This is a genomic window from Pseudobutyrivibrio ruminis HUN009 (genome assembly GCF_000703005.1).
In the GTDB taxonomy this organism is placed as follows: Bacteria; Bacillota; Clostridia; order Lachnospirales; family Lachnospiraceae; genus Pseudobutyrivibrio; species Pseudobutyrivibrio ruminis_A.
On sequence record NZ_JNLH01000001.1, the window covers coordinates 921381 to 934254 of the forward strand.

Annotated in this window: 11 protein-coding genes; all 11 read left to right on the forward strand. The window is 38.7% G+C overall.

The genetic code is table 11. The features are described 5' to 3' along the window. Positions 1–186: 186 nt before the first annotated feature. Positions 187–822: a hypothetical protein gene (locus BO15_RS13045; protein ID WP_052169759.1), complete on the forward strand. Its 636-nt coding sequence runs from the start codon at positions 187–189 to the stop codon at positions 820–822. A 478-nt stretch (positions 823–1300) separates the two neighbouring features. Further along, on the forward strand, positions 1301–1972 hold the full coding sequence (locus BO15_RS0104120) for a GH25 family lysozyme (protein ID WP_207641074.1): 672 nt from the start codon (positions 1301–1303) through the stop codon (positions 1970–1972). A 1-nt stretch (position 1973) separates the two neighbouring features. Beyond that, positions 1974–3068 carry a hypothetical protein gene (locus BO15_RS0104125; RefSeq protein ID WP_033152663.1) on the forward strand — a complete coding sequence of 365 codons (1095 nt, stop codon included), beginning with the start codon at positions 1974–1976 and terminating at the stop codon, positions 3066–3068. A gap of 27 nt (positions 3069–3095) precedes the next feature. Next, positions 3096–5048: a DUF1266 domain-containing protein gene (locus tag BO15_RS0104130; RefSeq protein WP_033152665.1), complete on the forward strand. Its 1953-nt coding sequence runs from the start codon at positions 3096–3098 to the stop codon at positions 5046–5048. After that, positions 5048–5401, forward strand: a complete 354-nt coding sequence (locus BO15_RS0104135; RefSeq protein WP_033152667.1) for a hypothetical protein — start codon at positions 5048–5050, stop codon at positions 5399–5401. The genes BO15_RS0104130 and BO15_RS0104135 overlap by 1 nt, the downstream gene beginning before the upstream one ends. Positions 5402–5850: 449 nt before the next feature. After that, the gene (locus tag BO15_RS0104140) at positions 5851–6432 is read left to right on the forward strand and encodes a rod shape-determining protein (RefSeq protein ID WP_033152669.1); all 582 of its coding nucleotides are present in this window, start codon (positions 5851–5853) and stop codon (positions 6430–6432) included. A 527-nt stretch (positions 6433–6959) separates the two neighbouring features. Beyond that, positions 6960–7382: a hypothetical protein gene (locus BO15_RS0104145; protein WP_033152671.1), complete on the forward strand. Its 423-nt coding sequence runs from the start codon at positions 6960–6962 to the stop codon at positions 7380–7382. Between the two features lie 220 nt (positions 7383–7602). Further along, a complete protein-coding gene (locus BO15_RS13620) occupies positions 7603–7776 on the forward strand; it encodes a hypothetical protein (protein ID WP_157752313.1) in 174 nt (57 codons plus the stop codon). 147 nt (positions 7777–7923) lie between these two features. Continuing rightward, entirely contained in the window at positions 7924–8100 is a 177-nt protein-coding gene (locus BO15_RS13625) for a hypothetical protein (RefSeq protein WP_157752314.1), read from the forward strand. A 96-nt stretch (positions 8101–8196) separates the two neighbouring features. Next, on the forward strand, positions 8197–11154 hold the full coding sequence (locus BO15_RS0104150; protein WP_033152673.1) for a DUF6240 domain-containing protein: 2958 nt from the start codon (positions 8197–8199) through the stop codon (positions 11152–11154). Between the two features lie 218 nt (positions 11155–11372). Continuing rightward, a complete protein-coding gene (locus tag BO15_RS0104155; RefSeq protein WP_033152675.1) occupies positions 11373–12776 on the forward strand; it encodes a flagellin in 1404 nt (467 codons plus the stop codon). The last annotated feature ends 98 nt before the right edge of the window (positions 12777–12874 follow it).

The following is a 12874-nucleotide window of genomic DNA, read 5'->3' on the forward strand; positions in this document are numbered from 1 at the left end:
GCTGTCTCAATTGAGGCAGCTTTATTTTTTCACTAAAAATTCTAACAATTATCCCTTGAAAGCTGCAATAAAGAGTATTACAATACTACTAAATAAGTAAATAGACGACATAATTAATATAGAGTCATTGATTTGTGGTGAGGCAGGGGCCCTACTTTTTGAAGAAAAGGCGGAGGAGATAGATTTATGAAAAGAAGCATCAGTATAATTACAAAAAGAGCAGTGCTTGCGGCAAGCCTTGCATGTGCCATTAGCATTACGGCTTGTTCACAAGATAGTACAGGTGCCGACGCAGATACCAAAGACATTTTGACAAAGTTTGCGCTGGGAGATACATCGGTTCTTAAGGACGGCCAGCAGGAGGAATGGTATATTCCGGACTTTCGGAGCGATGAGTTTACTTATGAGTATACATTGCTGGATTTAGATGGAGATGGAAAAGAGGAGATGATAATCCAGATGGAGAATCAGCCAGAGGGATTTTCTTCTGTTTTTCATGTGGAAGATAACAAAGTGGTGTGCTGGTTTAGCGATAGTTTAGAGCAGACATGTTTTGATTATCCTCTTGATAATGGGAGCATGGTTGAGGAGTACAACTATGGTGGTTCTATAACCTACACCATCTTCAAGTACGATGCGACAGGCGAGACGGAGCCAATCACAGAGCTTTTTGTAAGAGAAGATAACAACGGCGATGAGTCAATTAAGTGTCCTGAATTTTTAATTGATGGAAACGAAGTATCAAAGGAAAAATTTGAGCAGGAACTGAAGTCCCAAATCCAGGATTACCAGTTGGACGCTTCAGCTTGGACAAAGATTTGATATCATTGGTGGGCTACAGTTTTAGGATAAAGAAATGGACAAAATAATTGTTAAAAGAAATAAAATTGGGACAGCAATAGCACTGGGGATAGTATCAGTATTTATAGTGATGCTTGCGTTAATATTATAACATTGGTAGATGAGGGGATGATATTGTTATATTATCCTGAAAATACTACAGAATGGATAGATGTTTATTATGTACGGGATGTAAAATAGTGTAATTTTAGTGGAGAAAATCGGACTCCTAGGAGGCCGATTTTTTTATTTAAAATCTTATAATTATCCCTTGAAAGCAGGAATGAAGAGTATTACAATACTACTAAATGAGTAAAGTAATATAATAACGTATATACGATATTGAGAGTAAGTGTAATACAGGGGGAGTTGATTGAAAAACATTCATATAAAAAAGAAATACATAATAATCCCGATAGTTATTTGTATAATTCTTATCCTAATAGCTTCAATGCTCTATATGGGGATAATACATTTCAATAATCCAAGTAGAGAAGAGTACCCAGTAGTTGGTGTAGATGTATCGAAATATCAGGGGGCTATTGATTGGAATCAACTTATAGAGCAAGACATAAGTTTTGCGTATATAAAAGCTACGGAAGGTTCATCACATGTTGATGAATACTATGATGCAAACTTTAATAATGCTTTGAAAACAGGCATTAGAGTTGGTGCATATCATTTTTTTAGTTTCGAATCATCTGGGAAAAAACAGGCTGAAAATTATTGTAAAAATGTAAGTATGACAGAAGGTATGCTTCCACCTGTTATCGATGTTGAATACTACGGAGATAAAAAAGGCGTCGATGATATCGATGTTGATGCTGTTCGGAAAGATTTAAGAGAGATGGTGGATATTCTGGAAGAAGAATATGGATTGAAGCCTGTGCTTTATGTCACAAAAAATAGTTATGACACAATAGTAAATGGCTATTTTGATGATTGTGATTTATGGTATCGAAGCGTCTACTCAAAGGTTCCAAAAGATGTAAAATGGACATTTTGGCAGTATTCAAATCGAACAGTACTAAATGGATACGAAGGTGAAGAAAGATACATTGATGTAAATGTCTTCAATGGAACCAGGGAAGAGTTTGAGGTGGAGACATTTAGCAACAGGGAGAAAAAATAGTATGAAAAGAAGCATTAATATAATTACAAAAAGAGTAGTGCTTGCGGCAAGCCTTGCATGCGCCATTAGCATTACGGCTTGTTCACAAGATAGTACAGGTGCCGACGCAGATACCAAAGACATTTTGACAAAGTTTGAGCAGGGAGAAGAAGAAAGTTCAGAAGAAACAAAGGAAATAGAATCTATATGGAGCAAAGAGAGTGCTAGTGAATCAAGGGTCAAACTAGAGTCTAAATTAGTTGATGGTGAAATCGAATTAATCATACCTCAATACAATGGCAGCTCAGATCAGAGAGTAGAATACCTAATTGATGGTGAAAAGAAGTGTGATTTTAATTTTATATTCCCAGAGCAAATAACAGAAATAGAAACATGTGATTATAATTTTGATGGAAACGTTGATATTGTTTTTGTTGGTTACAATCATGAAAAAAAGGATTTCTGGCTCTACAGAGGTTGTGTGCGCGAATACGAAGAGGATACGTGTTATTTTGTAAATGATGATGATATAGAATCATATGTAGAAAAAGAATTATCTGATGATTATTCTGCAGAGGATATTATAAATACGCTTACAAATGGACTTGTTAATGGTGAAATCAGTTCATATAGTGATGCATACAAGGCAATTGTGGCGTTTAACCAAATAGAAAATGAATCATTAGATTTGAAGTATAGTTTGGTTTATATAGATGAAGATGATATACCCGAACTTCTTGTTGATGATACAGGATACTGGATAAGCGTCTATAGCTTTTCTAATAGCACAGTGACAGAGCCTATGGAATGCTGTGCATATGGTGTAGGTGGATGCGTGAATTACGAATATGTACCTTATAAAAATAGTCTTAGATACTTTGGACATGACATGGAAACATACGGCTATACACTCATGAAAATAGAAAACAACAAGCTTGTAACTACATACTCAGAAGATTGTTATTACGAGGAAGAAACCGTAAATTATAATAATTACACTGATGAGCAACTATCACCTGAAGAATTAAAGAAAAGAGTTGAGGAATATAATTCTTGCGCTTTTGAAGAATTATATGGAGAATATTCAGAGGAAGAGATAATAGAACAATTGCAATAGAATTGTATAATGCGCGGAGGATATTTTATGAAAAAGAAAATGGTAGTGTTAACGGCTCTGTCTATGTCGGCGGTGCTTCTTGCGGGTTGCGAATTTACCACTATCCCAGGTGAAGCCCTCAAAGCTGCCAAGGAAAATGCAAAAAAGGAAGAAGCGGCTGAAATCGATAAAAAGGAGTTAGTGGATATACCATTAGTGGATGATTCATTTTCAGATTGCACGGAAAGCAATGTGAGTAATGATTTAGTAAGATGGCTGTTGGCAACAACTGCTGTGGAGGTTCAAGGCCAGGGCCTGGATTGGCAGCAGATTGGTGGAACCAGCTCAACAGCAGAGGATATAAAAACAGTAAAAAAATACCTCGATGAAAACAATGCAAAGGATGGGGATGCTGCGATAGAGGCGGCGAGTGCATTGGTTGAGGAAGATTATACAAAAGCATATGAGCGAGCTTACAACCTGGGCACAGCTGAGTCGATTCTGGCGGCCAGCTACTGCGCAGGTGATTTAGAGTTCAATCAGTATTTGATGCATGCAGTGCCTGTTGCCAAAATGATTCAGCAGGAATTTGATAGCTTCGACGATTACGGCGACAACTATGTGACTGGATATATGTGTCATGTTGGACAGGGGGATTGTGGCGATGCATCTCGCGTAGGATACCGAGTTGTGCTGCAGCAGGCCTTCGTTGGGATGGCTGCATATTATGATGGCGCATATGCAATCGATTATGATATGGAATTGACAGGCGAAGCCTACTCTACATATTTTGATGAAATGCCTGAGGAGGTAGATACAAAATCCCTGGAGGGAAAAGCTCCTGAATTTGTGCAAGGCTACATTGCTCCAATTGAGCTTGGTGAGAATCCAGCAAGTGGCAACATAGAAATCGATGGTGATTTGTATCACGTCCCATTTACTATCAAGCAGCTTACAGACAACGGCTGGGAAATAAAGGATGCTCCTTCTGAGCTGGACGTAAACAGAGACGACACCATCAAGCTTACCCGAAACAGAAAGACCATCAAAGTCACTACCGAAGCTATTTCAGAAGGCTACACTGATGTGCAGTACGGATTTGTAGATTATATTGACACCGCCACATTGGGAGATGTAGAAGTATCACTTCCAGGTGATATAAAGTCCGGAATGGACATGGAAGATGCCAAGGATGTTATTGATAAATTCGAAATTGAAAACGATGACATGACAGATTCAATCTTGCTTTATATCTCAGATGACAGCGACAACAAGAGCAAAATCTGCATCACAGAAGAAGACGGCAAGGTCAGCTCATTCGTTTTATTTGTATCTGTTTTAAACGGACAGCAAAACATGGACCAATACTACACCACTCTTAAGGAGGACGGCTCAAACTACAGCTACGCTCAGGCGATGACTATCAAAGCGAAGACAGACAAGTATCGTCCTGGTGCAGAGTATACAGGCCTCCCTGAGTTGGCCCTCTCAGACAGCCTGGATGATTTCACAATCCAGATTGACAACACAGTTATTCAGCTGCCAACAACTTATCAGCAGTTGTTAGAGTTGGGATTCATTTTTGACGATAGCGCAGATACCATTGTTCAACCTGATGAGCAGTACGAATTTTCCGGATACTATTTAGGAAATGAATATAGCAAAATGAATTTCCTTGTAATAAACAACACAGGCGAAGAAGCTAAATTAGGTGACATCCCTGTGCAGTACGTCCGCGCAACAATTTTTGGCTTCAACGAATACCAGGATTATCCATTTAAGATTGCCCAGGGAGTTGAGTTCGAAGCCACACTTGAAGATCTTCAAGAAAAGTACGGCACACTTACAAAGAGCGACAACTCTTTCGACAACGGCTACGTTCAATTGGATTACTACACCTATGAAACAGAAAAGGGCTGGTACACTTTCTGGGTACAACCAGAAGGCATGTACTCCGGCGTAGAGATTAACGTATATACGAACAAGAAGACGGAGGAGTAATGAAAAAGGAAATGAAGATAACTAGAGTGTTTTCAAAGATTTCAGGGTATTGGATTGGGCTAGTGATAATTGTAGTCAGCTTAACATTAATTCATGACAGTATGAAGACCTTTGATAGCAACTGGGTTTTTAGTTCATATGAGAGAAATCTATTTTTATCAATGTGGTTTGGTCTTACTGGGGTTGCTACGTGTTTTGTTACAGTTCCCTGTGGTATTTTTGGAACAGTCAAACTAGCAAGCAATAAGATAAAACAAGTAATAAGCTATGTATTAGTCTTAATTGCACCTGTTATTTCTATCGGGATGATATTAGTATCGCTTGTATTTGAGAGCATGCTTCCTAATGTCTAAGGGAGAAGGAAAAATGCTACGGAAAAACATGTTTTACTAGGATATTAAGTTTATTTGCTCATTTTCAAAATTCACTTATATAAAAGTGGGAAGAAAGTTAAGTGGATTTGAAAATTGAGATACTTCCACTTAAAATCACAACTTGCTGTTAAGTGAATTAATAATAAATACGTTTCCACTTAACTTTTATAGCAGAAATATTGGGCCAGTTAAGTTTATTCTGCAGAGATAGAAATTAACTTAAGAGCAGCACGCGATTTGTTAAGTGAAAATCAACCATTAAAAAATTCACTTAACTTTATCTAAAATTATTTAACTTACTTTAAGTTTATTTTTAAATTTTATATATTCACTTAACTGCTCGCCCAGTTTTTAAGTGAAATCTATAAAATGCAATTTTTCACTTAACAATTGGATTACTAAACACATGAAACAGGAGACGATTTGTAATGGGAAAATTTGATTCAGCAGCAGACGTAAGGATTTATGATTATAAGACAAGGTCCATACATGAAGAAAAATGCTGTTTACTAATGTTTAGAGAAAATGGAAAAATTGCTTGTTTGGGCAATGAATGTATGCAATACATTGGTAGGAGTGAGCTGGAATCGGAACCATGCATACCAATTAAACTAGGCCGAGTTGTTGATTACACAGCAGCAGAGAATTTCTTCAAATATTTAAATAGAATTTATATCAAAAAGACTAACGGCAAGCCACGCTTATTTAAGAGATCTAATAAGATTTTACTATTCTTGCATGAGCCATGTTCAGAAGTGGATAAAAAAATCTACATGGATTTAATGGCCTTTCTGGGTTATGCGAATGTAATATTAATTACTTCTGAAACAAATCTTGGTGGTATGTCTCCTGAGGAAGCTATCTGGAGTTCAGAGGAAGTTCATGGAAAAATAGATTGTGCTTTTGAAATCGGGAAGAAAGATCTTAGAGAATATGCAAGATATGCAGAACAGGAACTAAAGAAAGATTTAAAGCGATGGGGATGCGAGGGAGATGAAGAATACGCCTAAAGCTTGGGTTTCTGATGTAAATATAACATATGAGCGTAGAATTATATGGGCTCCAGTATCATGGTATCTTGCAGATGGAGTAGAAAAATAATTATTTTACTAGGATATTAAGTTTATTTGCTCGTTTTCAAAATTCACTTATATAAAAGTGGAAAGAAAGTTAAGTGGATTTGAAAATTGAGCAACTTCCACTTAAAATCACAACTTGCTGTTAAGTGAATTAATAATAAATACGTTTCCACTTAACTTTTATAGCAAAAATTCTTGGCCAGTTAAGTTTATTCTGCAGCGATAAAAATAAACTTAAGAGTAGAACACAATTTGTTAAGTGAAAATCAACCATCACGAAATCCACTTAACATTGCTTAAAATTATTTAACTTAATTTAAGTTTATTTAAAGAATTCTTATATTCACTTAACTGCTCGCCTATTTTTTAAGTGAAAACGATAAACTAGAATTTTTCACTTAACAATTGGATTGCGAAGCAGAGATTAACCTATATACAGAGAAACAATCGGAGGAGTAATGATAAATAAGGTACCTAATTATAGGAAGCTGTTGATAATAACAATTATTATAGCTTTGATGGGTGGATTTTATTGTAAAGTTGTACATTCTAATAATGATACAGAAGAGATAAATGAATTAGTTCCTATCTACAGTATTTTGCTAGATAAGGAATTTGATACAGCAAAGCTGGATGGGCATAAAATCGTCCTATATGCAGAAGGGGAAACTGTGGAAGAGTGCAAGGTTGAAGAAATGCCTAGCACAAAAATATTATACATCGAAAACAGGGATACAAATATCATTTTTTGGCAATCAGGTTTTGATGATTTAGAAGGCATTATGTTTATGAAATCAGATTGGACGGATGATACCTGGAATGGCTTAGTAAGAGTAGAAAAAATTCAGGGAAATGCATATAAGGTTTATACGTACAGATAAAATGGGGAGAACTATGGCAATAGAAAAATCATGGAGCGGAATGAGAAAGTATCTTGAAAAAGAGATACTGGTGGACTTTCCATAGAAGCACGGCAATTACGTTAAAAGAATCATAAATTTTAAAAAGTTTGGTCATAGCTTTTTCACATTCTATTGTTAAACTAGCTCCCGTAATAGTTCTTCGGAGGGAAGAAACTACGGGGAGGAAGAAAGACGAGACATGAAAGTACAAGACTTAAGGGCATTACAATTATTATTAGAGAATGAAATGGATTTTGATTCAATTTGCAAATGCTTTCCAGGTTACAAGAAGACAACAGAAAACACAGGTTATTCAGATTATAGAGTAATCAACGTGGAAAACATGATGATAAAAGAAGCTAATTGTTCATAATGTGATTGCCAACAGGCTCCCAGGTATGGGAGCTTTTTTATTGATTTGGTTATGAAAAATAACATTGTTTTTTCACAAGATATTGTTATACTAATATTCAAGTTAGTGCTAGATATTGTATCTAGATATGTAATGGGAGGTACCGGTATGAAGGAACAGGATTTGAGAGCCGTAGAGGCAATGTGTAGCTGTGGCATGGATTTCGATACACTTTGTGCTTGTTTTCCAGGTTTTCTGGCAGCGGATTTAAAAAATGTTTACGATAATTACAAGGGCGTCAGCCAGCCGGTGCCCAACGTAGCAATGAGTGTAAATTGTTCATAATATAGATTAGATGCCGAGGAAAATTCCTCGGCATTAATTTTTTTTACAACTCATCCGAAATAAAGAATGTAAGAAAAACTACCGCGGAGGAACTATATGCAAATTGAAGGACTCAAGGTAACGGATTACATCAAAACAGAAGGTGCTTCGGACCAGGGATTTGGCGTAGGCACCAGCGGTATCAAGGACGATAACAAAGCAAATTTTAATACAGAATTAAGAACACTTTCAGTAGACAACGCATTCTATGATAATAGAGGAAAAATGACTGATGAAGATTTTACCAAGGAGGTAAATGAGGCATCAGCTCTTGGCATGTCTACAGTTGATAAGGTTAAGAATATCGAGCGCGGCTGGGACGAGGAAGCCACAGCAAAAGCTCGCGAGGATGGACATAATCCAATGGACATGGAGCCAGAGGCTCTCGTCACAGTTGTGGACGAAATCAAAATGAATCTTGCAAAAGCTGGAAAAGACATCAGCAAAATGGGAGGCCTTGATCAGGATGAGATCCAAGCAATGACCGGCTCAGTGGCACAGGCAGTTGAAATGACTCGTGGCCTATCTGATACTTTGCCAGTGGAAGCTCAGGCATATCTTGTAAAGAATGAGCTTGAGCCAACCATCACCAATATCTACAACGCCACATATTCGGCTCCAACAGGCCCAAAGGGCACAGCAGAGCCAACCGACGAAGACATAATCAGTCTTCTTGAAGATTTAGGAGATAAACTAGATTCACTTATAGAACAAGTCGAAGGTGAATTAACCGAGTCTGCGCAGAAACCAATGACACCACAGGAATTGAAAGATACTGTGGCAACCATGCTCAAGCAAGATGTTCCAATCACAAAGGAACATCTTGAGTACATGGTTGAGCTTGGCGAGTACGAAAAACCATCTGAAGAAAATATCGTAAATGCGATAGATGATATTGTAGCAGAAGGCAAAGAGCCAACAGATGCATATCTTATCCCTGGCTACTCTCTTATGGACCAGGCCAAGAAAACTTTTGAAGAAGTCATGGGAATGGATGCAAGCTCACTTTCATCTATTACTGCTCAGCGCCAGCTTACAGAAATCCAGCTCACAATGACAGTTGAGGCCACATTTACAATGATGAAAAATGGCATAACTGTTAATACAAGTGACCTGTCTGATCTCCTTGATAAGCTGAAATTACAGGAAACAAATCTCCTTCAGATTCTTATGAAGGCAGAAAATAACGAAGCAACAAATGCAAATGTAAATCTGTTCAAGCAGGTAATGAACGAGATGGCAGACATCCAGTCTGCGCCAGCTGCCATGCTTGGAAGATTTTCAAATATCAATGCAGAGACATTTTCATATGTCCATGAAGTCAGCGTTTCAGTTACAGCGGAATACTCTCGCATGGAAATGACCTATGAATCTGTTGGAACAGAGGTTAGAACAGACCTTGGTGACAGCATGAACAAGGCATTCCAGAATGTGGATGACATATTGGCAGACCTTGATATCGAGGCAACAGAAGCCAGTCAGAAGGCAGTCCGTGTACTTGCCTACAACAAAATGGAAATTACAGCAGAGTCGGTTACTACAATGAAGGCTTCTACAGAAATGGTGGCTCGCACATTCAAGAGCATGACACCAGCTGTTGTTGCAGAAATGATTAAGCGAGGAGAGAATCCTCTTGATATGACTATGGAAAGTCTTAAGGCAAAAGCAGAAAGCATTAAGGCTGAAATGGGTAGCACATCTGATGAAGAAAGCTTCGCAAAGTTCCTTTGGAAGGCCGAGCACAACGCGGAAATCTCTGAAGCAGAGAGAGACGCATACGTGGGTGTGTACAGACTTCTTCATCAAGTGGAAAAGTCTGATGGTGCAGCCATAGGTGCGTTGATAAGTCAGGGCACAGAGGTGACATTACGAAACCTTATGACTGCTGTTCGCTCTAGCAAGCACACAGGCAAAGAGTATGAAATAGACGACAAGTTTGGTCAGCTGGACGAGATGGTTGTGAAGGATCTTTCTATTACAGAACAGATCGAGAAAGTCTTCCTTACAAACCGTTGTCGCGACGCTAAGGAAGCTATGACTCCTGCAAAGATGCATGTCTTCGGCGAAGAGCAAATCATGGAAATGAATGTAGACCAGTTTGCAACCGCAATGGAAGATACTTCCGACGAGCAGGCTGAAGCTGCCTACAACAATTATGTGACAGAACAGCTAAAGACAACTATTGCAGAGGATGCAAAAGTTTCTTCTATATTAGATGAATACAACTTACCTCATTCTGCAAACATGATTGCAGCAGTGGAGGCAATGGTTGAAAACAATGGCCAAGTGTTCAAGGATTTATTCTCTAAAGCAACTGGCAGAGCAGCCACTACTTTTGGAGCCCTTGAAAGCATGGATGTGGATGACATTATTGAATTAGCATACTCTCGTTTTGCTGAGGCTTGCCATACACCTGAGGAAATGGCAGAGGCCCAGGAAGCTCTAGGAACCCTAGCTGAGAATGTCATGAAAACCATGATTGAAACGGAGGATGTCCGCACTGTAGATATGGATGGTATGAAGCTCGTTGTGCAGCAGACAAAGGTTATGTCAGAAATGGCTCGCACAGGGGAAACATATCATATCCCTATTATGGTTGCTGATGAAGCTGGCAATATGAACCTGAAAATTGTCCGTGGTGACGGTGAATCAGGTCTCATTCAAATGGCACTTCATTTGCAGACTACAGGTACTGTGTCCACAACATTCCGCTATGAAGCAGGCTCAGTCAGCGCATCAGTAGAATGTGAAACTGCTCAGATGCGAGAAATGTTTGCCAGCCAAGCTCCTATGATTGCACAGATTATGCAGGAAGAAACAGGCTACGCTTTTAGCTTCAGCTTCACACAGTCCTTCGGACTCAGCGCAGCTGACATCTATAATATGGAGCAGGGAAATTATGAGGGACTAGCAGCAGCTGGCGTTTCCGGCGCAGCTAGCCAGGACGAAATCCAGACACAGGCCCTCTACAGCATTGCCCGTGGCTACATAAATGTAATTGCAGAATTGTTTTAAATAGAAACCATAAAAAATGAATAGTGAGAAACTATAGAATGCAAGGCCTTGAAATACAAGGTCTTGCATTTTTTATACCTGAAAAGTTGCATATATTGGGTTAAGTTTAAGGGGGCTCGTCCGATATTAAATGTGTAAGGACATGGAAGACCTAACAATTTCAAATACACCGCACGGATGCTAGACTTGCTTTTATTACGGCTATTTAGGAGGCAACTATGAGAATTAACAATAACATGTCAGCGGTGATTACCAACAACCAACTTCTTGGTACAGAAAGTTCCCTTGCAGATGTAATGGAAAAGTTAAGTTCAGGATTTAACATCAATCATGCATCAGATGACCCATCTGGTATAGCTATTGCGGGCAAAATGCAGGCACAGATTGATGGATTAGGTAAAGCTTCAACAAACAGTAGCGATGGAATTTCAGTACTTCAAACAGCTGAAGGTGCTCTTAATGAAGTAACAGATATGATTCAGCGTATGAGAGAGCTTTCGGTTCAAGCTGCAAATGGCACAAACTCAGATTCAGAACGTGAGACAATTCAAAAAGAAATAGATTCTCTTTTAGAGGAGATTGATAGAGTAGCAGAAACAACAGAGTTCAATACAATTAACCTATTAAATGGTTCACTTGATAATAGAACTTATGCTGAGCATGCAACTCGTATGCAAACTTCAAACACAGTTCCAGCAGGATTATATACATTGAATATAACATCAGCTGCAACTCGCGGAACAGCAGGTGGAGTTAATCCGTTACTGGGAGGTGCAACAGCTACAGCACTTTCAATGGCTGGAACAATGAATATTAACGGATATGGCGTTGAATTCACGGAAGGAATGTCTCGTGAAGCGGTATATGAAGCTATGCGAGATGCTTGTGAAAAAGGTAGTGCAACAATTTCAAATCCAGATGAGAACATTGCAATCTATTCGTTGAAATATGGTGCAAAGGCAGATTTGAAGCTTGAATTTTCTTCAAAGGAATTTGCCGTAGCATTAGGATTCCCTGAGGGCCAGATTACAGAAGGTGCAATTATCCATAATGTAGGTGATGATGCTGTTGTTGAATTGAAAAAGGAATCACCATCAATGTTTGGGCCACAGGCAACTACAGGATATGATGGAAATCACATTACTGTTACAGATGTAGATGGATTTGAATTATCTTTCCTTGCAGAAGCAAGTTACGTTGGAGGAATAGAATTCAACGTTACAGACATCGGCTCAATGACACTCCATGTTGGTGCAAATAAGAACCAAAACATGGAAGTAAGAATTGCAGCAGTTACAACAGAGTTCATGTATATCGATGACCTTAGTGTAACAAGAGTGAATGGTCCAGAGGATGCACTTGATTCTCTCGACACAGCTCTCAATTATGTGACTTCAGTCAGATCTCAGCTTGGTGCATATGAGAACCGACTTGAGCATACAACAAAATCTCTTGATACAACAGAAGAGAATATGACATCAGCTATCTCTCGAGTAGAGGATGCTGATATGGCAACAACAATGGTTGAGTACACAAAGCTCAACGTATTGGAGCAGGCAGGTACATCTGCACTTGCGCAGGCAAATGAGTTACCACAACTTGCATTACAGTTGCTTCAATAAGGTGACACTAAAAGTCGAGCTTGCGATGACTTGTTAGTGTCAGGAGCCCCAAGGGCGACGACAGAATTTAGACCAAATTTGCCTTTATAGGAGTGAAA